This window comes from Tenuifilum thalassicum, assembly GCF_013265555.1.
Taxonomy (GTDB): Bacteria; Bacteroidota; Bacteroidia; order Bacteroidales; family Tenuifilaceae; genus Tenuifilum; species Tenuifilum thalassicum.
This window is the reverse complement of sequence record NZ_CP041345.1, coordinates 2,800,325-2,820,170: the sequence shown is the minus strand read 5'-3', so window position 1 is coordinate 2,820,170 and position 19,846 is coordinate 2,800,325. Positions and strand designations below refer to the sequence as shown.

The following is a 19,846-nucleotide window of genomic DNA, read 5'->3' as shown; positions in this document are numbered from 1 at the left end:
AAATCCTATAGATTTAAAAGTTAAAACCCCGATAATATATTATCGGGGTTTATTTTAAAAGGGAACTCTTACTTTTTAATTCTGTCTGGATTCTTTCTAATAAAATCTTCCCAACTCCTTGCTTTGCCGTCGTTTGAAGATTGCTCGCCTTGGAAAAAATGGCATACAGCAGCTGCTAGGCCGTCGGTTGCATCCAAATGTTTCTGGTCAAAGTCTTTTTCTCCTAGGATGCTTTTTAGCATGGCAGCAACCTGTTCTTTTGAGGCGCTCCCTACACCTGTAATTGCCATCTTTATTTTACGAGGGGCATATTCGTAGATTGGAATGGAGCGCGAAAGAACTGCAGCCATGGCAACTCCTTGTGCCCTTCCAAGTTTAAGCATACTTTGAACATTTTTGCCGTAAAAAGGCGCTTCTATAGCCACTTCATTAGGCTTGTACTCATCAACTAAATGCTGAACCCTTTCGTAAATAACCTTTAGCTTGGTGTAATGGTCGGGGAATTTTTTAAGTTCAATTACTCCAAGAACAACTAGTTTAGCTGAGTTTTTACCTGTACATCGTATTATTCCATAGCCCATAACATTTGTTCCGGGGTCTATTCCTAGTATGGTTCTTGCAGATGTCATGTTTTAAGGATTAAAGATATAAGGATTAATGATAAAGGATAAAGGATTAAGGATAAAGGATTAAGGATTAAGGGTAAAGTAAAAAGGATAATAAGGGAAAGAAAACAGTTACCATGCTCCAATTTCCTCGTAAAGTCCTTTACCTGTAATTGCCTTAGATTTTACAGTATGCTTTGAAACCTTACTGGTACTTATTCCTAAATAAGTAAGGGCTGAATTTAGGCTATTCTCGGTTATTTCACCAAAGGGGGTGAAGATATCATCATCTGCCTCAACATCAACAGGTATACCATCATAGTAATCGCCTTCATTCTTGGCGTTGCGTATTGTAAAACATACTGGAACTATTAACCAATCTATAGTTGGGTCGTTAAAAGCAAACGAATACATGCCAACAGGCTTACCATGGGTTCTGCTTCCTATAAGGGAAACGGTTATGTATGGTTTTAGCGCATTAATTACTAGTTCGCTTGCTGATGCTGTGTTCTCAGTAGTAATGAACAGTACTCTATCTAACACAAGCGCATTAGCATTGGGTTTAAAGTATATCGAAGAGTTGTTATCCGTTTTTTTATCGTTATGCACATAACTCCCAAAAACGGTATTGGTATCACTAACTTGATAAAGTAGGCTCCCCAGTAGGCATGAAACGCTAACAAGTCCACCAGTGTTGTAACGTAAATCACAAATTAGCTCGTCAACATTTTCCTTTTTAAATTTCTGAAAAACAGTTTCAAGTTCATCAGCCGTTTTTTCAACAAAACTTTTTAGTACGAAGTAACCCACTTTTCTTTCATTGAAGTTGTAAACAGTATCCATTAATACCGTATTAATGTCGATGTGGCCTTTTACAAAGGTGTGTTCAACTATATTCCCTTCAGGCGATTTGAAGGTAAAAGTTTTTGTTACTCCTTCCTCTGAAGGACCTAGAAGATTAGCGTAATTGTCTGGTGTAGGAGTTTGTCCATCGATTCCTATAATCTCCCAACCCCTTCTGATTCCTGCCGCATAAAGTTGCGACGACTTAAAAACAAAGGTGATATAAAGTTTAGAATCTTCTGTAAAGGCAGTACCAAATCCAAAACCTATGTATTCTGCTTGCTTGTAGTAAGCATCGTGTTCCTGCTTGGTTGTAACATAACTCCATCTATCGGGTGGGTTAACACGAATCGCTTCTACTAAAGCCTTTGGATCGGGATAGCTATTAGGATCAACCTCTGGCAACTGGTCGTACCAAAAGTACCATTCCTTCATCAACTCATAAGTTGATTTATTTATGATTGCATTGCTCGATTGATCATCCTTTTCGCATGAGGTAAGAATGAGCAGTGCGGTTAAAGCGAAAAGTGCAATTATCTTATTTTTCATAGCTCTACTTTAATTTTTTTTAGAAATCCGCTGAAATATAATTGCTCCAATAATAATTAGTAACCCTATAAAGGTAGTCCAAACAATCTTTTCATGCAGAATCAAACTTACAAATACAAGGGAAACAAAAGGAACAAGGTAAGAAAAATTACCCAATCGGGCAGTATTTGATGTTGAGTTTAGTGCTTTGAGCCATAGCAAAAAGGTAACACCCATTTCGAATGCTCCAATGTATAATGCAGCAGAAATCCCCTTAAGGTTAAAAGTGATGTTTTTTGATGAAAGAATTATATATAAAAGCATAAAAATGGTTGCAAAAGCAAAACTAATGCAGAGTTTCACTTCCTCATCCCGGTTTTTATCGTACATGTTTATTATCCAAAAGCTAGCCCAAACAATCGAGCTACTAATTGCCAACAAAACACCTACAGGATTTGATTTTGCAAAGATGTTAATATTACCCTGCGACGATATAAATGCAACCCCGATTAAGCTGGCTATAAGGGCTATAATGTCGGTATAATGTAAGGAGTGCTTAAAAAAGAGTGCTGCAAGAATCACTAAAACGATTGGCCAAATATAGTTTAGTGGTTGCGCTACTTGAGCTGGCAGAAGGTTATACGCCTCAAAAAGGACTAGGTAGTATAAGAACGGATTAAGAGTTGCTTCTGCCACTGACAAGCCGAACTCTTTACCATTCTTAAACTTAAGTAGCTTTAACTTTTTCTGGAAAGCTAAAACGATAAAAAGAATGGTTGATGCAAATAGCGACGACCAAAAAAGGAGATGAGCAGGAGACATATATTGAAGGCCAATTTTAAATGCAGTAGCCGATGTTCCCCAAAACAAAACAACAAATGATGCTAAGAAATAGGCTCTCGTATCGTTTTTCATAATCCAAAGATAATCACACCAAAAATAGCTCTTTGTAAATAAACATTGCTTGTTGTGCAGCAGAAAAGTGAAATTTGTAGTCTTTTATAATGATGTTAAAAAATTAGAGTTATGAAGAATGTATTTCTATTTTTATTCCTTTCCGTATTCGGTATTCAAGGGTTTTCCCAAAGCATAGCCGAAAAAATAGTGGATAAGTACTCAGGTGAGAAAGGGTTTACCGTTGTTAAAATTGGACCCGAACTATTTAGCCTTGCCGCATCATTTGATGATAATGGTGATAGCCATGAACTTACGACTAAACTTAAAGGGCTTCTCATTCTAGTAAGCGAACAACCTGGCAGCGTTTTGAAGAAGGAGATTGAAACCTGCAAGGAAAAATATGGCTATAAGCAGTTTATGGAGGTTCAGGACGATGATGGCTCCAAGGTTACATTCCTCGCTAAATTAGAGCACGATCTTTATGGCGATTTAATTATCTATGCTCAAAGCCCTGAAGAAGAGCTTTTTATGTCGATCTTGGGTAAGTTTACAAGGGACGAAATAATAAGAATGGGCAATTCTGGGGACAGTCACCTTAGCATCTTACGTAAACTTGAGAACAAATAGAAAAACCTATAAAAGAAGAAACGCCGCAAGTACTTTTAATTGCGGCGTTTAATTTATGGTTAAAGACTAAACCTAAGTTATAGAAATCCTAACTCCAACATAGCTTCATCGCTCATCCTGCTTTTATCCCAGGGTGGGTCAAAGGTGAGTTTTACTTCTACGCCTGAAACACCATCAATCTTAGAAATCTTTTGCTCAACCTCTTCAACAACCTGATCGGCAAGCGGACAATTTGGAGCGGTTAAGGTCATGGTAATAGTTACCTTTCTGTTGTCATCAACATCAACCTCATAAATCAAGCCCAGATCATAAATATTCACAGGTATTTCTGGGTCATGTATGTTTTTTAAGGTTTTAACGATGTCGGTTTGTATTTCAAGTTCGTCGCGCATAGTGTTTTTATTGATAAACAAATAAAGTTATCAGAAGTTTAGCTATTCCCATCGTTTTTGGCCTTAAAAGCTAGGGCATACGCCTTCATCTGTTTTATCATTGCCACCAAGCCATTACTACGGGTAGGCGAGAGGTTTTCCTTAAGTCCAATTTTATCAATAAAGTAAAGTTCAGTGTTTAATATTTCATCGGGAGTGTGACCAGAAAGAACCTTAATTAGCAGTGAAACTATCCCTTTTGTAATTATGGCATCGCTATCGGCAGTAAAGTATATTTTGCCATCGCGTAGCTCGGCATCGAGCCATACCTTGCTTTGGCAGCCTTGAATAAGGTATTGTTGAGTTTTCTTTTGTTCAGCAATCGGGGGGAGTTCCTTACCATATTCAATAAGTTGTTGGTAGCGATCCATCCAATCGTCGAATATGCTGAATTCTTCAACTATACTGTCTTGCTTCTCATTTATTGTCATAGCCTATTTTTTTACAAAAATAGCTAGAAATATGAAATGATGATAAAGATTTTGGAATTAGCCACTTGCCAAAGAGATACTTGCTTCTAGTTTATTTCAGCTAACTCTACTGGGAGATGAATTGCTAGGCTTAGCTCCTTGCCCCATTCGCGCATATCAGGGTCTTCGCTTTCGTAGTGGCATATTATATTGATTGAAAGCCCTTTCTGTTGCTGATATTCTTCTAATGTTTTAAAAAGTTTAATAAGATGACGCTCTGAACTCCCATTAACAAAAGTTAAATAGAGTTCAACATTTAGCTTACTTGGTGATGCGCTTTCAATATAGTACTTAATCCAACGTAAAAGGGGTGAAAAAAAAGATTGGGGATCGCTTGGAATTAGATTTCCAACGAGTGTTATTCTACCTGTTGCTTTTTCACATTTAATTTCAGGGGTTTCTGTTGTTGCAGGAATGCACAAATCAATTAATTCAGAAATACTCTCCTCATTTGCCATCGACTAAAACACTTTAACAATTAACCTGACAAATGTAAAAAAAAGTTAAAGAAAATTATTAGTTAAGCCTTACTTTTTTGTCTCCTGCATCTTTTTTAACAAATAATTCTTGAACTCATAGTTCGATTGGTATAACAGCATAACCTTTTTGGGAGGAAGAATTTGGAGTAACTTCTTGTTATACTCCGATATTAGGTCCGATTCTGCTTTTATTGATTTAACATACCTATTGGTGTACTCAATTGTTTGGCTCTCTGTAAGATTGTCAACATTTTTAATAAACTCTTCGGCTAATCTCTTACGATTGCTTAGAATTTTGTTCTTTTTGTCCCAATACTCATCATAAATTGGCCAAAACTTTTTTGCCTCCTCTTTGGTGAGTTGCAACTTCTTGGTTAGGAATGCAACTTTCTCATTCTTAAGTGCTTTGGCGGTATTATCCTGCGAAAAAGCCTTAAGACTTAACTGAGAGATGATGAGAATTAATAATATTTTAGGCAGGTGCCTCATGGTTTAACCTCTTTTTTCTCGTCAATAATTGAGATGCAGTTACTGCTTCGAATAAAGAAACGTTGGTGAGCTTTCATAGTTTCCTTCAAGCTATCGGCTTTCTTTTTATGTTGAATTGCCTGATAGAGATCCATGTCATCAAATTCATATATGGTTCGGCTAACTATTTCCACATAGTCAGTTTTTATGGCTTTAGAACTAGCTAATGGTCGAGACATGTAGTAGCCCCAATAACCTAATACTGCCATGAATAGGAAACCTGCAGCAAACGCTAGCTGAGAGCGTATTGCAACCCAACCCCTAGTAGTTTCATTGCTTTCTGTTGCAGAAACACGATCCTGTACCCTTTGGGGTAAGGTATCGAAGTACCCTTCTGGAACCCTAAAGGGTAGTTTTTTGTCAAAATTCTTTTGTCCTTTCATCGTTTTATTCCTCCCTCTGCAATGTGTCGATGTTTTTCTATCTAAACATATGATACTATGTTTAGATAGAGGTTTAATCCTCTTCTAAAAATTTCTCAATTTTTTTTACAGCATGATGGTACGATGCCTTTAATGCGCCAATTGAGGTGCCTAAAATTTCGGAAATCTCTTCGTATTTCATCTCCTCAAAATACTTCATGTTGAAGACTATTCGTTGCTTTTCTGGTAGTTTTAGAATTGCTTTTTGAAGTTTGAGTTGAGTTTCATCGCCATCAAAAAATGGATCGCTTTCTAGGGTCCGTGATAGGGTTTGCTCAACATCAACAAGGGGTAATAAAAACTTAGTGCGTTTCTTTTTCAGAAAGGTTAAAGCCTCGTTTGTAGCAATTCGGTATAACCAGGTGTATAGCTGCGAGTCCTCGCGAAAGCTTTCTAAGGCGTTCCAAACCTTTATAAAGGTGTTTTGAATAACATCGTCGGCGTCGTCGTGGCTAATCACAATTTTTCTAACATGCCAATATAGACGCTCTTGATATTTCCGAACCAACAAGTTAAAAGCGTAATGTTTCGTATCGTTATTACGAAACATTACGAGTAACTCATTGTCGGATTGTTTGTTCATTTGGCTTACTTGCGAGAAATAACCTTTAGTGCTGCTTCAACAATATTTGGTGTATCTAGACCATACTTTTTCATCAGCTCGTCGGGCTTCCCGCTTTCGCCAAAAACATCGTTTACGGCAACAAATTCAATTGGTGCTGGGCTTTTCCTGGCTAGAAGTTGAGCTACTGAGTCACCAAGGCCACCGTTCATCATGTGTTCCTCAGCGGTAACTACACAACCAGTTTTTGAAACTGATTTAAGAATTGCTTCTTCGTCTAGTGGTTTAATGGTATGAATGTTAATAACCTCAGCCGAAATGCCTTTTTGTTCAAGAATGTCGGCAGCTTCAAGTGCCTTCCAAACCATATGTCCAGTAGCAAATATGCTTACCTGATTTCCCTCAATAAGATGTTGGGCTTTACCAATTTCAAACTTTTGATTTGGGTCGGTAAAGTTTGGAACAGCTGGGCGACCAAATCGAAGGTATACAGGACCCACATGCTCTGCAATGGCTAGAGTTGCTGCCTTGGTTTGGTTATAATCGCAAGGAACAATAACTGTCATGTTGGGCAGCATTTTCATCATGCCAATGTCTTCCAGCATTTGGTGTGTGGCACCATCCTCGCCGAGTGTTAAACCGGCATGCGAAGCGCAAATCTTAACGTTTTTATTAGAATAGGCTACACTTTGGCGAATCTGATCGTAAACCCTACCAGTTGCAAAAGCAGCAAATGTACCTGCAAACGGGATCTTTCCACCAATAGTTAATCCAGCTGCAAGCCCTATCATATTTGCTTCGGCTATTCCTGTTTGAATAAAACGGTCGGGGTTTTCTTTAATAAAATCTCCCATTTTAAGAGAACCCACTAAATCGGCACAAAGCGCAACAACATTTGGGTTTGTTCGTCCTAGCTCGTGTAAGCCCGCACCAAATCCTGAACGTGTATCCTTGTTTCCTGTTGAAGTATATTTCATTATTAGTTCCTAATTATGTTAACAAATTCATTGTACCTAACAATATTTGGTAGGTAGCATAAAAACACTATGGAAAAAAAATTAATCGATATTTCGCTTCATGCGTTCAATGGCTTCCTTGCGAATAAGACCAAGAATTACCAGTTCGGCAGTAGCCTTATTGGTAGCAAGGGGTATGTTATTTACATTGCAAGCTTCTAGCAATCGACGAATATCCTCGTGGTGTGGTTGTACCACCTTATGGTCGCGAAGAAAGATTACAATGTCAACCTCGCCCTTTTGAATCATCTCAGTAATTTCGTTATAACCTCCTGATTTTCCTGGGCTAAGGTGACGGCATTTAATGCCCTGCTCTTCAAGGAATTCGGCGGTTCTTCCAGTGGCTAACAGGTTAACCCCGGGAAGCCAATCTTGATGCTCCTTTAAAAACCTGGCAAGTTCAGGCTTTTTGGCATCATGTGCAATTAGGGCAATGTTTTGCATAGCTGTCTAGTTTTATTTTGATACTAAAAATCGCCAATGGTTTCGGGTAGTTGCGCCATAGCACGTCCAAACTCCTCATCGTTAGGGGCTTTTCCGTGCCATTTATGGGTGCCCATCATGAAATCCACTCCCATTCCCATTTCTGTACGCATAAGTATAACGATGGGTTTCCCTTTGCCTGTTTTACTTTTTGCTATCTCAAAAGTAGATAGGAGCTGTTCCATATCATTCCCGTTTGTTTCCAGAACTTCCCATCCAAACGATAGCCACTTTGCTTTCAGGTCGCCAAGGGTAACCACCTCATCAACGGGACCGTCAATCTGCTTGCCATTATAATCGATAGTAGCAATTAGGTTATCGATTTTTTTTGCTGCTGCAAATAGGGCAGCCTCCCAGATTTGACCTTCCTGAAGTTCACCATCGCCATGGAGGGTGTAAACTAAATTTTTATCGCCATTTAGTTTTTTGGCCAATGCAGCGCCACAAGCTGCAGAAAGCCCTTGTCCAAGAGAACCCGAAGCAATACGTATGCCAGGGAGGTGCTCTGCGGTAGTTGGGTGTCCCTGCAGGCGAGAATTTATTAGCCTAAAAGTTGAAAGCTCCGACTTGTCGAAATAACCCTTACGGGCTAATACGCTATACCAAACTGCAGAGAGATGTCCGTTAGATAGAAAGAAAATATCTTCACCTATACCATCCATGGTGAAGTTGTTGGGGTTGATGTTGAGCACCTCAAAGTATAGTGCAGTAAAAAAATCGGCACAACCCAATGCACCACCAGGGTGCCCACTCGATGGCTTATGAACCATTCTTATCACGTCACGGCGAACTTGAGTCGCCATCTTCTTCAGAAATTCAATATCGGCCATTAATTAATAATTTTTTATTAAGTGAATTAACTTGCAAAGGTAAAACAATTATTTTGTGTTTTAAGGTATTAGCGCAAAACTAAAGAAAAACAGGTTTAAGTTTTGTTAAACGCTTACCCCGAAATCGCGAAGTGCATTGTTTAGGGATGTTTTTAAATTGGTTGATTTCTTTCTCTTACCAATTATTAATGCACAAGATACTTGATACTCACCAGCGGGGAACTTTTTGGTGTATGAACCTGGAATAACAACCGAACGTTCGGGTACATAACCTTTATATTCTAAAGGTTCATTTCCAGATACATCTATTATTTTAGTTGATTGAGTAATCACAACATTAGCTCCAAGAACTGCTTCTCGACCAATATGCACGCCCTCAACTATGATACAACGCGAACCAATAAAACAGCCATCTTCAATGATTACAGGTGCAGCCTGAACGGGCTCCAGCACCCCCCCAATACCAACTCCTCCGCTAAGATGAACCCCTTTACCTATCTGAGCGCAAGAACCAACTGTTGCCCATGTGTCTACCATGGTTCCCTCGTCAACGTACGCACCTATATTAACGTACGAAGGCATCATTACAACTCCCTTTGCCAAATAGCTTCCATATCGGGCCACTGCATGGGGCACAACTCGAACCTCAATATCCTTGTAGTTGCGTTTTAGAGGAATTTTGTCGTGAAACTCAAATATCCCTGCCTCTTGGACTTCCATCTTACGAATTGGAAAGTACATAAGCACGGCTTTCTTCACCCATTCATTCACTTTCCATCCTTCACTTGTAGGCTCAGCAACCCGAAGTTGCCCTTTGTCGAGCTGGTCTATTACATGTTCAACGCTCTGTATGTATTCTGGTTCCTTAAGTAGTTCCTTATTGTCCCAGGCCTTCTCTATTAATGCTTGTATATTATTCATCATGATTAAAATTTTAATGCAAAAGTAACAAATTGTAGCTTTAAAATGATAAAATATGTTGTTGGTGTATTTATGTATCAGAATATCAAGTTGGTAAAATCAATTTAAGTGTTAGTATAGTAGATTTTTCTAAGCCAAAAATTTAAAGGTTAACATCTTAAACAGTGAAGGAGGATTCATATAGACTACAGAAAGAGAATCACATGGTTTAAGGTTCAGTCCGGCGAAGACGGGTAAAGGTGTTAACCGTTAAGCGTTAATAGTTAATAGTTAGTTGTTGACCCGTCCTAAATAATGTCTACATAAAAATGTAGATATGAATAAAACAATTGCATTTCACTCAACACCTTCTAAGGCTTGGCATGTCATCCAGAGCGAAGCGAAGGATCTAAAGGTAGGTACACAGGACTATTAATTTTCGAAACACCAAAAACTAAACACGGTTCTTCCGAATCATTCCGAATATTTCCGTGTCATTCCGTATCATTCCGTGTCATTCTCTTAAATTCCTCTAACTTCATTTAACTTCCTCTAACTTCCTCATATTTTCCACCAGATCCGCCACACCTTCAGTGATAAAAATTTTGTATATTTACCCCAAGGAACAACTGGCAACCTTATGGACTACCCAACCACACCGGCGCTAGCCGACAGGTACACCGCCCTAGTCAAAACACAATGGGACCTCATCCACAACCCCCAGTCCACCACCGGGATCTTCGATGGTATGGAGGAGGGGGCTAGTTTTTTTGATGGTTCATGGATTATACTGGATGAAAAGCACACCAGACTATTTAACCATATGTTTTCTAATAACAATAGCACCAATCATACCTATATCGATAAGGTTGATAAGGCTAAAGCAAGAAACTCAGAAGTTAAATATGTAGATTTAAACTATAGTGAGAAGGAGTATAAGGAATGGGTAAATCAGTGGAAAGTTCGAACCGCCTCATCCGATGAAGTGGTTGAGAGGATAATTCTTAAAATAAAGGAAGCAAGTGGAGGTAAAAAAATTGACACCTTGAACTTAGCGACAAAAGGAATATATGTTGGTAAGTACAAAATTGACGGGGTAGAATACCCTGTTGCAATTTACAGCGAAAAGAGTACGATTAGTAATTTAAAAAAAGTACAGGTTGCTGAAATCTCTGATTTAGAGAAAGAAGAAAATAGAAAACATTTAAGAATAGAAGAAACTTATATAAAATATCTGGTTTTAGCCTTCTATGAGGATAACAACCCCGAACCATCACTGGTGATTCAGGTAGAAAAACTCGGTAAAGTCCTTATAGAAATAACCAAAACACTTTGGCTGAAGGGGCTAGGAATCGTAAAAGAGGATGAACAACATAGAGAAAAGCCACTACCAGGTGATCCATTGGTCAATATGGAGATTCAAGGAACCGACCCTAATAATCCAAATAATAGGATAGGAGGAACATATGGCTGTGTTAGATATACTAATAATAAGGAAAAACAAAACTGCGACATATGGGAAGAGAATATTAAAAATTTCCCACATATTTCTGGGAAAAATAAAGTACATGATGGTATAGATTTAGCAGCAGATATTGGAACTCCAGTATTTTCAATTTTTAAAGGAATTTATCATAGCGGTTATTCGCAAACTCTTGGCTATTATGTAATTATAGCATCGTCAAAAGAGTGTCATAATTTAAGTTTTACAAATCAAGAAATATTTGTTTGCTATGGTCATCTTTCTTCTTATAAGAAAGATTTAGAAGGGAAATTAATAGAAGCAGGTGCTATTATTGGATATTCTGGCAACTCAGGTAATATCGCTTCAAAAATTTCTCCTTGGCAGTACCATCTCCACATAACCATATATAAAGGGAAAATATCAAGGTTTAACCGTGTAAATCCTATTAATTATTTTACAACTAAATTTGATAACTATGGGAACAAGATTTTTTAGAGTTATAGTTATATCCATTCTTTTCACATCAACTTTCAATTTATATTCACAAGTCAATTACAAAATGACTGATGTTTATATTGATAATGTAAGAATGGGAGATCCTTACAATAATTATAATATTTTATTTAACACGAAAAGGTAAAAGATTCTATTTATTACTACGAAGATAATGAAGTTTATCTAAGAGATTTAGTGTTTGAAAAGGATTCTATTTTTATTTATTGTACTTCGAATCAAAATTATAAAAGCATTTTTACAAACTACATCGAAATAAAGTCTCCCAAACACACTGTAAAATTAAAAGACAGACGATTTAATGTAGGCTTAAAATTTGAAGAATTTTCATCTCTTTTGCCAGAAATCTATAATAGATACAATGATTACATTAAAACTAGTAAAACAAAAATAAAAAATTCCATATATATTAGTGTACCACTGATAATAGAAACTAAAGAGATAGAAGTTCCCTTTTATTACTGCCAAGGGTTAAAATTTGAAATAAAAAACAACAAAGTAATTTCAATATTAATTGATTTTAGGAGTGATGGAGATTTAGATTAGCCATTTTGTCATTCCCAGTTTAGCCAAGGCTGTAAAAGGCAATAAACGAACCGTCTGCGGCGGCGGTTGCACAGCCGTCGGACTATCAGCAGCAGAGTTTATTCCGCAAAGCGGGACTGCGCCTGAGTTTCTACTTGTTCGCGCGCATTTTATTTGGACGCACGCGCTCTTCCGCTCGCTAACACGTATTTTGTAATTCATGCGCATCCCACCACAGCACAAAAAAAACGGCATAAAGGCCTGTTCCGCCAATGGGTCGTGGGCGGGGCGTTGCGTAGGGCAAAGGAAGCGGCGCTGTTTGATCCATGCCAAAGGCATGGCGAGTTGCGCCGCGTTGCCGGCACGCCCACGGGGCACCCATCGGGACAGGCTTTTCAGCCTTGATCTTTTGCTTCTTTTGCATCAAGGCAAAAGAAGGGAAAAACAAACGTGGCTTCGGCAGGCTCGGCATGACATTAATTCAAGATTTAAGACTTGTCCGGCTAAGACGGATTCAAGGTTCAAGAGCTTGTCCGGCGTTGACGGATTCAAGATTTGTCCTGCGTTGACGGATTTAAGAATTGTCATATGATCTTCCGATACATTCCGAATGTTTCCGAATTATTCCGTATCATTCTTTTAAATTCCTCTAACTTCCTCTAACTTCCTCATATTCTTCCACCAGATCCGCCACACCTTCAGTGAGAAAAATTTTGTAACTTTACCCCAAGGAACAACCGGTAACCTTATGGACTATACAACCACACCCGCTCTTGCCGACAAGTATACCACTCTTATCAAAACTCAATGGGATTTGATACATGACCCGCAGACGATTTTGTTTGCCTGGGCGCAGGATGAAGAGGAAGGGGCGATAATTGATTTGTCAATTATGTTCGACAGTGATGATTTAAAAAAATATAACGCTATTATAAAGGATTTAAAACAACTATCTCTTTTTAATGTGTTGTATGGTCAATTAGATAAATCTGAGAAACATATTGCTATAAGCTCATTTAAAGCTAACCTTAATAATTTAGCCGAATTAAAGAAACACCATCCTTATTCTAATGGTTATTTTCTTAGGGCAGAAAAAAAAGAGGCGTTCTGGGGACTTATAGAATATAAACCAGGAGATGAAGATAATCCGCATAAGATAGTACTGTTTTCATCGAAAAACTATGAATTAACTGGAGGTAAAGTAAAAGGAGATGGTTTTAAGAGTGCATCTACAATATTTGAAGAATTTTTTCATGCCTCACATTTTTTGTATTTAGAAGAAAATGGAGGATTTATTAATGATTTAAAATTTCACACACAAACAGAGACAGAGGTGGAATTAGCGAAAGCCTTTGCTTATTATTTAATGACAATAGATAAATCTTCAAAATTTGTTAATGTCAATACTCCATATTTTGATACCTACGGAATAGTTACGGTTAGGAAAGGGAATACAGCAGAATTAAACCCAGAAATAACTAAAATATTTGATATTATCATTAAAAACAAAGAGTTTACAGTAAATGGATTGTATGCCTTAAAAGAAGCAATTAAAAGTGCATTTGCATTAAAAAAACAATCTCCATCATATGCGGAAATGGATATTGCATTATTAAACTGGGACTTTGCTTTTTTTAAGTTTTTAATCAAAGAAGCGTATAAATGAAAAAGACAAACCTAACTTTATTAATATCATCCATCATAATACTTATTATAAGCGTTTTGATTTGGGTGGATATTTTTAATCAAGAGCAACTAATAAGAAATGAGAAGCTTTCTAACATCGAGAGCGCATGTTACGAAAAACTTTTATTTTATATTGAGTTGATAGATGCTTTTGCATTCCATCAAGGATTAACAAAAGATGAATTTGAATCTTTTTTTTGTTATAAGTCAGTTAGTTATTTACAGAAAGTTGACTCCGATGATTTTGAATTTATGTCTGTTCTAAAGTATTCTAATGGAATTGATACTATAAAGTATGATGAGATTTTACAGCTAAAATCAACATCAATATTTTTCTTGTTTAAAGAAAATAAGTTTTATAAAAGCATTCATGGATGTAAAATAAATCCGATTTTTATTAATACTTATTTTAACTCTAAGGGTGAGTATGATACTACTGAAGACTAATATATATTCTAGCCCCCTAGTTTACTGGACAAATTTTGGATAAAAAATTTAGTATAATAAACTTGTAATATTATGAAAAGAGGAAGAAGAAAATTCACGCTGGAAGAAAAACTTCAGATTCTGCGAGAAGGCGAGAATCAAGGAGTAGATGTCACCTGTCGTAAATTTCAGATTTCAAGGAGCTTGTTCTACAGCTGGAAGAGCAAGTTCGACCAGCAGGGACCCGATGGTCTAGCACCCCAGTATCATAGGGTTGACCCTAAAATCAGGGCCCTTGAAAGGGAGAATGAGAGGTTGCGAAAAATAATATCCCGGCAGGCGATCCCCGGTAGAATATTGGCATGAGACGTTCCCTTGTCATCCTGTTAAGCCACCAAAAGCCCAAAATGGAGAATTTGTCAAGGGCGATGATGCCTTTGAGGAGTCAAACAGCTTACCATCGCTTGCTTTGTTGACAAATTCGGAACGTGGGTTATCTTTGATTAATCAGGATGACGAGTGTGTCCTAAACCTTTTTAATAATAATGACAAAAATATTCGGGGTTAAACCAATACGCACATTTAAGTAAAATACATGTAAAAATTAATCAAAATGTTAAAAAAGGGGATTGTATTGGAGCGGTAGGTGTAACAGGCGCAGAATTTTTGTTAAGTAGGCCTAATGAAATACATTTGCATTTTGAGGTTTTCGAAAAATGGTGGCCAGATGGTTTTGCAGATAGAAAAAATCCAGAGCACTACATCAATATTTTAAAAGCTAAAAACTAAATTAATGTATTATGAAACAGTTAGTAGTCATGTTATGCTTAGTGTGTTGTTTGAATAGCTTGCTAGCTCAGAATACACACATAATCTATAGGGATTATATGTATAATGGCAAGAAGTTATTCTCAACAACGAGAATTATTCCCGGATCAAAAAGTAAAAACATCCATGAAAAAATAACATGTAAAAAGTTGATTTCATTAAAGCATGAAGATAAAACATATATTTCATGCCTTGGTTCGGACATGAGCTTGCACTTTTTGCAGCTTTCATCAGATACCAACTTGATAAAAACCATAATTGAACTCAATTATGGCGAAGATGCTTCGTATTACCCCATAGACGTTTATACGTTTGAAGCTGAAAAGGGGAGTAAGGACATAGTTGTTAAGTTTGTAGAGGGTGAGGGGCCGGTATATCTGATCAAAATCTACAGGTGGGATTTTTCTAAAAACACCATTAGTGATATTTATACTTCACAATTTTACTTTTCATATCCCTCCTGGAATCCTTTCGCTAAAAAAGAAGAAATTAGGATAGAAAAAGGTTATATCGTTATCCCTTATTGTCTGGGCTGCCAATCAGGCGAAGATGGAGTGCTAAAAACAGATACTCTATTTTATTTATTGGAACAAAAAACTTATAGTATTAGATAGTTTCACCACCCGCTCGCGCGGAATAACCCTCGGTGAGATCCCTTCGGTTGTTTGTAATCCGTGAGTATACCACCGCACAAAAAAACGGCATAAAAGCCTGTTCCGCCAATGGGTCGTGGGCGGGGCGTTGCGAGGGGTAAAGTAAGCGGCGCTGTTTGAGGCATGCCGCAGGCATGGCGAGTTGCGCCGCGCGGCCGGCACGACCACGGGGCACCCATCGGAACAGGCTTTTCAGCCTTGATCTTTTGCTTCTTTTGCATCAAGGCAAAAGAAGGGAAACAAACGTGGCTTCGGCAGGTTCAGCATGACATTAATTCAAGATTTCAGACTTGTCCGGCGAAGACGGATTCAAGATTCAAGACTTGTCCGGCATTGACGGATTTCAGACTTGTCCGGCATTGACGGATTCAAGATTCAAGATTCAAGAATTCAGATCCAAGATTTAAGAATTGCCACATGAAATTCCGATACTTCCGAATATTTCCGAGTCATTCCGAATCCTTCTTCCTTCCAAGGACCCCTCCAAACCTCCCCTGAGAGGGGAGGCTTAACTCCCCTCTCCTTTTCAGGAGAGGGGCAGGGGGTGAGGTCAAAAAAAATCGAAACTCCAAAATCTAAAAACTAAACACGGTCTCAAATCTTCCGAATCCTTCCGAATATTTCCGAGTCATTCCGAGTCATTCCTCTAACTTCATTTAACTTCCTCTAACTTCAATTAATTTCCTCTCATTCCTCCAAAACATTCGTCATCATTTCCCCAAGTTCTTTCCGCTAAAAAATCTTATCCTATCAGGATGTTACGTAAAAATCTGTTAGATTTGCATAAAATTTATCTAATTGTAAATCTTTATTCTTGCTAATCATACTGTAAAATGAAGTCGTTTAAACGTTACATGATAACATCTGCATTGCCATATGCCAACGGCCCGGTTCATATTGGACATCTTGCAGGTGTTTATATTCCATCCGATATTTTTACCCGTTACCTTAGGGCTAAAGGGGTTGATGTGATTTCGGTTTGTGGCTCCGATGAGCATGGGGTTCCCATTACCATTAAAGCTCGCCAGGAGAATACTACTCCTCAGGCAATAGTTGATAAGTATAATGCTATTATAAAAGAATCGTTTGAGAAGTTCGGAATTGCTTTTGATATATACTCCCGTACCACATCAAAGGTGCACTACGAAACGGCAAGCGAATTTTTCAGAAAGCTTTACGACAAAGGTGTTTTCATTGAGAAAACCACCGAGCAGTACTACGACGAAGAGGTTGGCCAATTTCTTGCCGACAGGTACATCATGGGAACATGCCCTCACTGCGGCAATGAGAAGGCTTATGGCGACCAGTGCGAAAAGTGTGGAACAAGTCTTAACCCTACCGACCTCAAGGACCCAAAATCGATGCTTAGCGGTTCAAAACCAGTACTAAAATCGACAAAACACTGGTTCCTCCCTCTCGATAAGTTCCAGCCAGATTTGGAAAAATGGATTTTAACAGACCATAAAGAGTGGAAATCGAATGTTTACGGGCAGTGTAAGAGCTGGTTCGACCAGGGATTACAACCTAGAGCAGTGAGCCGCGACTTAGACTGGGGGGTTCCTGTGCCAGTAGAGGGGGCTGAAGGCAAAGTACTTTATGTATGGTTCGATGCACCAATCGGATACATATCTGCTACAAAAGAGTTAACTCCCGATTGGGAAAAATATTGGAAAGACCCCGAAACACGTTTAATCCACTTCATCGGTAAGGACAATATAGTTTTCCATTGTATTATTTTCCCTGCCATGCTTAAGGCTGAGGGAAGCTACATTCTACCAGACAATGTCCCTGCTAATGAGTTTCTCAACCTTGAAGGCGATAAGATTTCAACATCGCGAAACTGGGCGGTTTGGCTACATGAGTATCTCGAAGAATTTCCAGGGAAACAGGATGTATTACGTTACGTACTTACTGCAAACATGCCCGAAACCAAGGATAACGATTTTACGTGGAAAGACTTTCAAACCAGGAATAATAGCGAGCTAGTTGCCATCCTTGGTAATTTTGTGAACAGAGCCATGGTTTTAACTAAGAAGTACTTTGACTCTAAAGTTCCAGCAATTAAAGAGATTGACGAATACGACAGGGAAACGCTTGCTGAAATTCCAAAAATCAAACAATCTATCGAGAAAAGCCTCGATGAGTTTCGCTTTCGCGAGGCGTTGAAAGAAGCTATGAGTCTCGCCCGCCTTGGTAACAAGTACCTGGCCGACACAGAACCATGGAAGGTATTTAAGACTAACCCCGATAAGGTTGCTACAATCCTTAACGTATCGATGCAGATTACTGCCAATTTGGGCATCCTTCTTGAACCGTTCCTCCCCTTTACTTCCGAGAAGATAAGGAATATGATTAACTATTCTAGCAAAAGTTGGGCCGAAGCAGGAACCGACAATCTCCTTCAACCAGGACATCAGCTAAATGAGCCAGAATTGCTTTTTGAAAAAATTGAGGATGACGTTATAGAAAAGCAGCTCAACAAATTAAGGAAGGTGAAAGAAGAAAATGAAAAGGCAAATGCTAAGGTAGCCCCACCCAAAGATTTGGTAACCTACGATGAGTTCTCCAAGATGGATATCCGCGTAGCCAAAGTCCTTGAAGCAGAACGCGTTCCTAAAACACAAAAACTTCTTAAACTTAAAATCGACACTGGACTTGATACCCGAGTAATAGTTTCGGGAATTGCAGAATTCTTTGAACCAGAAAACCTTATTGGAAAACAGGTTGTTGTACTTGCCAATTTAGAACCTAGAAAGATTAGGGGTATAGAATCAAAGGGTATGATACTAATGGCTGAGGATATTGATGGTAAGTTACAGCTTGTATCTCCTTTAGGAATGGTTTCAAACGGTTCAACTGTAAAATAAACTTTCTGAGAATAATTTGACAACTACTTAGTTTATAACCCCATGGCACTTGTTTGTCATGGGGTTGTTTTTTTATACAATCATTTATAGAATTAAATATCTCTAAGCTATGGGAATAAGACAAAAAAATGTAAATTTACTTTTATTAACATACAAATTAGCCATGAAAGTAAATGCTACACTCTTTTTAGCACTACCACTTTTGTTGCTATCCTGTGGAAAGACAAAGGAACATGAACAAGTTCGATTTCCAGTTGATACAATTGGTTTTGCAACAAAAGACTATCAGGTAGATTCCATTCTAAATCGAATTAGTAGAATTCAAGGTTATTTTCTTGAAAGCGCTCCAAACATAAAAGAAAGCCGGTTGGCAATATGCCCCCACGACGACCATACTTATGTGGGATGGCTTTATCCCGCAACTCTTCGGAACATAACGGCCAAAACGGTTATTCTTTTTGGTGTAGCACATAAGGCAAAGCGATATGGATTACAAGATAAACTAGTTTTCGAAAGTTTTGATTCATGGAAAGGGCCCTTTGGAAACATTAAGATTTCCAAGCTTAGAAATCAGATTTACAAACTCTTACCTCAAGATGATGCAATAAAGCATGATAGCATGCACATTGTAGAGCATTCCATTGAATCGATGTTACCATTTTTACAGAAACAGAATCGTGATATTGAAATCGTACCTATACTTGTCCCTTACATGAGCAAGGAGAGAATTGAGGTCCTTGCAGAAAAATTGGCTAAGGCGTTATATGTAACTTTTAAGAAGGAAGGATTAAGTTGGGGTTCCGATGTGGCTATTGTCGTAACAACAGATGCCGTTCATTATGGCGATATGGATTGGGGCGGTAAGAACTATGCCCCCTTTGGATCCGATTCGGCAGGCTATAAAAAAGCCAAAACTCTGGAACTGGAGATTCTAAATACTACCCTAGTAGGGAACTTATCACCCGAAATGGTGCGAAACTTCTATGGCTACACAGTAGATTCATCTAACTATATGGAGTATAAGTGGACTTGGTGTGGGCGATACTCCATTCCATTTGCTCTACTCACCGCATTAAATCTGAATAAACTCCAAAACGGTCAAGACCTTGTTGGATTGCCTGTTGGGTATTCTACTAGCATTGAAAAAACACAAATCCCAGTCGAGGACCTAGGAATGGGGCATACAGCACCAGCCAACTTAAGGCACTGGGTGGGATATGCAGCGGTAGTTTATCATTAAATGAAAACAAAATTAAAATTAT

Annotated in this window: 22 protein-coding genes and 1 pseudogene; 10 read left to right on the top strand and 13 right to left on the bottom strand. The window is 38.3% G+C overall.

Annotated features, from left to right (window positions below; translation table 11 throughout):
• Nucleotides 1–68: 68 nt before the first annotated feature.
• From ruvC to FHG85_RS11720, 3 genes are all read right to left on the bottom strand, one after another.
• The gene (gene ruvC / locus FHG85_RS11730; RefSeq protein WP_173076112.1) at nt 69–629 is read right to left on the bottom strand and encodes a crossover junction endodeoxyribonuclease RuvC; all 561 of its coding nucleotides are present in this window, start codon (nt 627–629) and stop codon (nt 69–71) included.
• A 108-nt stretch (nt 630–737) separates the two neighbouring features.
• On the bottom strand, nt 738–1,997 hold the full coding sequence (locus FHG85_RS11725) for a S41 family peptidase (protein WP_173076110.1): 1,260 nt from the start codon (nt 1,995–1,997) through the stop codon (nt 738–740).
• Between the two features lie 9 nt (nt 1,998–2,006).
• On the bottom strand, nt 2,007–2,891 hold the full coding sequence (locus FHG85_RS11720) for a DMT family transporter (protein WP_173076108.1): 885 nt from the start codon (nt 2,889–2,891) through the stop codon (nt 2,007–2,009).
• Nucleotides 2,892–3,002: 111 nt separating this feature from the next.
• On the opposite strand from FHG85_RS11720, the gene FHG85_RS11715 reads away from it, so the two are divergent.
• Complete coding sequence (locus FHG85_RS11715; RefSeq protein ID WP_173076106.1) at nt 3,003–3,500, top strand: DUF4252 domain-containing protein; 498 nt, start codon at nt 3,003–3,005, stop codon at nt 3,498–3,500.
• A gap of 77 nt (nt 3,501–3,577) precedes the next feature.
• On the opposite strand, the gene FHG85_RS11710 is transcribed toward FHG85_RS11715, so the two are convergent.
• The 10 genes from FHG85_RS11710 to FHG85_RS11665 all read right to left on the bottom strand — a co-directional run bounded on the left by FHG85_RS11710 (nt 3,578) and on the right by FHG85_RS11665 (nt 9,645).
• Nucleotides 3,578–3,892, bottom strand: a complete 315-nt coding sequence (locus FHG85_RS11710; protein WP_173076104.1) for an SUF system Fe-S cluster assembly protein — start codon at nt 3,890–3,892, stop codon at nt 3,578–3,580.
• Nucleotides 3,893–3,930: 38 nt separating this feature from the next.
• A complete protein-coding gene (locus FHG85_RS11705) occupies nt 3,931–4,362 on the bottom strand; it encodes a SufE family protein (protein ID WP_173076102.1) in 432 nt (143 codons plus the stop codon).
• Nucleotides 4,363–4,448: 86 nt separating this feature from the next.
• Nucleotides 4,449–4,859: a DUF1987 domain-containing protein gene (locus tag FHG85_RS11700; protein ID WP_173076100.1), complete on the bottom strand. Its 411-nt coding sequence runs from the start codon at nt 4,857–4,859 to the stop codon at nt 4,449–4,451.
• Between the two features lie 69 nt (nt 4,860–4,928).
• Complete coding sequence (locus FHG85_RS11695; RefSeq protein WP_173076098.1) at nt 4,929–5,369, bottom strand: hypothetical protein; 441 nt, start codon at nt 5,367–5,369, stop codon at nt 4,929–4,931.
• Nucleotides 5,366–5,791, bottom strand: coding sequence for a hypothetical protein (locus tag FHG85_RS11690; protein ID WP_173076096.1), 426 nt, complete (start codon nt 5,789–5,791; stop codon nt 5,366–5,368). Before FHG85_RS11690 ends, FHG85_RS11695 begins: the two co-directional genes overlap by 4 nt.
• Nucleotides 5,792–5,864: 73 nt before the next feature.
• Entirely contained in the window at nt 5,865–6,413 is a 549-nt protein-coding gene (locus tag FHG85_RS11685) for an RNA polymerase sigma factor (RefSeq protein WP_173076094.1), read from the bottom strand.
• A 5-nt stretch (nt 6,414–6,418) separates the two neighbouring features.
• Complete coding sequence (locus FHG85_RS11680; protein WP_173076092.1) at nt 6,419–7,369, bottom strand: transketolase family protein; 951 nt, start codon at nt 7,367–7,369, stop codon at nt 6,419–6,421.
• A gap of 81 nt (nt 7,370–7,450) precedes the next feature.
• The gene (locus FHG85_RS11675; protein WP_173076090.1) at nt 7,451–7,852 is read right to left on the bottom strand and encodes a methylglyoxal synthase; all 402 of its coding nucleotides are present in this window, start codon (nt 7,850–7,852) and stop codon (nt 7,451–7,453) included.
• Nucleotides 7,853–7,875: 23 nt separating this feature from the next.
• Complete coding sequence (locus FHG85_RS11670; RefSeq protein WP_173076088.1) at nt 7,876–8,721, bottom strand: transketolase; 846 nt, start codon at nt 8,719–8,721, stop codon at nt 7,876–7,878.
• Between the two features lie 105 nt (nt 8,722–8,826).
• On the bottom strand, nt 8,827–9,645 hold the full coding sequence (locus tag FHG85_RS11665) for a 2,3,4,5-tetrahydropyridine-2,6-dicarboxylate N-succinyltransferase (protein WP_220429211.1): 819 nt from the start codon (nt 9,643–9,645) through the stop codon (nt 8,827–8,829).
• Between the two features lie 616 nt (nt 9,646–10,261).
• On the opposite strand from FHG85_RS11665, the gene FHG85_RS11660 reads away from it, so the two are divergent.
• The 9 genes and pseudogenes from FHG85_RS11660 to amrB all read left to right on the top strand — a co-directional run bounded on the left by FHG85_RS11660 (nt 10,262) and on the right by amrB (nt 19,824).
• Nucleotides 10,262–11,581, top strand: coding sequence for a M23 family metallopeptidase (locus tag FHG85_RS11660; protein ID WP_173076086.1), 1,320 nt, complete (start codon nt 10,262–10,264; stop codon nt 11,579–11,581).
• A gap of 195 nt (nt 11,582–11,776) precedes the next feature.
• Nucleotides 11,777–12,145, top strand: coding sequence for a hypothetical protein (locus FHG85_RS11655; RefSeq protein WP_173076084.1), 369 nt, complete (start codon nt 11,777–11,779; stop codon nt 12,143–12,145).
• Between the two features lie 727 nt (nt 12,146–12,872).
• On the top strand, nt 12,873–13,790 hold the full coding sequence (locus tag FHG85_RS11650; RefSeq protein WP_173076082.1) for a hypothetical protein: 918 nt from the start codon (nt 12,873–12,875) through the stop codon (nt 13,788–13,790).
• Nucleotides 13,787–14,257, top strand: a complete 471-nt coding sequence (locus tag FHG85_RS11645; RefSeq protein ID WP_173076080.1) for a hypothetical protein — start codon at nt 13,787–13,789, stop codon at nt 14,255–14,257. Before FHG85_RS11650 ends, FHG85_RS11645 begins: the two co-directional genes overlap by 4 nt.
• A 72-nt stretch (nt 14,258–14,329) precedes the next feature.
• Nucleotides 14,330–14,602, top strand: a complete 273-nt coding sequence (locus FHG85_RS11640) for a transposase (RefSeq protein ID WP_173076078.1) — start codon at nt 14,330–14,332, stop codon at nt 14,600–14,602.
• Between the two features lie 213 nt (nt 14,603–14,815).
• Nucleotides 14,816–15,025 (top strand): annotated as a pseudogene (locus tag FHG85_RS11635) (M23 family metallopeptidase); the annotation flags it as partial.
• An 11-nt stretch (nt 15,026–15,036) separates the two neighbouring features.
• On the top strand, nt 15,037–15,678 hold the full coding sequence (locus FHG85_RS11630) for a hypothetical protein (RefSeq protein ID WP_173076076.1): 642 nt from the start codon (nt 15,037–15,039) through the stop codon (nt 15,676–15,678).
• 872 nt (nt 15,679–16,550) lie between these two features.
• On the top strand, nt 16,551–18,584 hold the full coding sequence (gene metG / locus FHG85_RS11625) for a methionine--tRNA ligase (protein ID WP_173076074.1): 2,034 nt from the start codon (nt 16,551–16,553) through the stop codon (nt 18,582–18,584).
• A gap of 109 nt (nt 18,585–18,693) precedes the next feature.
• A complete protein-coding gene (amrB, locus tag FHG85_RS11620) occupies nt 18,694–19,824 on the top strand; it encodes an AmmeMemoRadiSam system protein B (protein ID WP_220429210.1) in 1,131 nt (376 codons plus the stop codon).
• Nucleotides 19,825–19,846 lie beyond the last annotated feature (22 nt).

Coding starts and splice junctions, on each gene's coding strand:
- metG (WP_173076074.1), top strand. CDS start 16,551: ATGAAGTCGTTTAAACGTTACATGATAACATCTGCATTGCCATATGCC.
- FHG85_RS11630 (WP_173076076.1), top strand. CDS start 15,037: ATGAAACAGTTAGTAGTCATGTTATGCTTAGTGTGTTGTTTGAATAGC.
- FHG85_RS11680 (WP_173076092.1), bottom strand. CDS start 7,369: ATGAAATATACTTCAACAGGAAACAAGGATACACGTTCAGGATTTGGT.
- FHG85_RS11660 (WP_173076086.1), top strand. CDS start 10,262: ATGGACTACCCAACCACACCGGCGCTAGCCGACAGGTACACCGCCCTA.
- FHG85_RS11715 (WP_173076106.1), top strand. CDS start 3,003: ATGAAGAATGTATTTCTATTTTTATTCCTTTCCGTATTCGGTATTCAA.
- FHG85_RS11675 (WP_173076090.1), bottom strand. CDS start 7,852: ATGCAAAACATTGCCCTAATTGCACATGATGCCAAAAAGCCTGAACTT.
- FHG85_RS11720 (WP_173076108.1), bottom strand. CDS start 2,891: ATGAAAAACGATACGAGAGCCTATTTCTTAGCATCATTTGTTGTTTTG.
- FHG85_RS11670 (WP_173076088.1), bottom strand. CDS start 8,721: ATGGCCGATATTGAATTTCTGAAGAAGATGGCGACTCAAGTTCGCCGT.
- amrB (WP_220429210.1), top strand. CDS start 18,694: ATGGGAATAAGACAAAAAAATGTAAATTTACTTTTATTAACATACAAA.
- FHG85_RS11710 (WP_173076104.1), bottom strand. CDS start 3,892: ATGCGCGACGAACTTGAAATACAAACCGACATCGTTAAAACCTTAAAA.
- FHG85_RS11640 (WP_173076078.1), top strand. CDS start 14,330: ATGAAAAGAGGAAGAAGAAAATTCACGCTGGAAGAAAAACTTCAGATT.
- FHG85_RS11705 (WP_173076102.1), bottom strand. CDS start 4,362: ATGACAATAAATGAGAAGCAAGACAGTATAGTTGAAGAATTCAGCATA.
- FHG85_RS11725 (WP_173076110.1), bottom strand. CDS start 1,997: ATGAAAAATAAGATAATTGCACTTTTCGCTTTAACCGCACTGCTCATT.
- FHG85_RS11665 (WP_220429211.1), bottom strand. CDS start 9,645: ATGATGAATAATATACAAGCATTAATAGAGAAGGCCTGGGACAATAAG.
- FHG85_RS11685 (WP_173076094.1), bottom strand. CDS start 6,413: ATGAACAAACAATCCGACAATGAGTTACTCGTAATGTTTCGTAATAAC.
- FHG85_RS11700 (WP_173076100.1), bottom strand. CDS start 4,859: ATGGCAAATGAGGAGAGTATTTCTGAATTAATTGATTTGTGCATTCCT.
- FHG85_RS11650 (WP_173076082.1), top strand. CDS start 12,873: ATGGACTATACAACCACACCCGCTCTTGCCGACAAGTATACCACTCTT.
- ruvC (WP_173076112.1), bottom strand. CDS start 629: ATGACATCTGCAAGAACCATACTAGGAATAGACCCCGGAACAAATGTT.
- FHG85_RS11695 (WP_173076098.1), bottom strand. CDS start 5,369: ATGAGGCACCTGCCTAAAATATTATTAATTCTCATCATCTCTCAGTTA.
- FHG85_RS11690 (WP_173076096.1), bottom strand. CDS start 5,791: ATGAAAGGACAAAAGAATTTTGACAAAAAACTACCCTTTAGGGTTCCA.
- FHG85_RS11645 (WP_173076080.1), top strand. CDS start 13,787: ATGAAAAAGACAAACCTAACTTTATTAATATCATCCATCATAATACTT.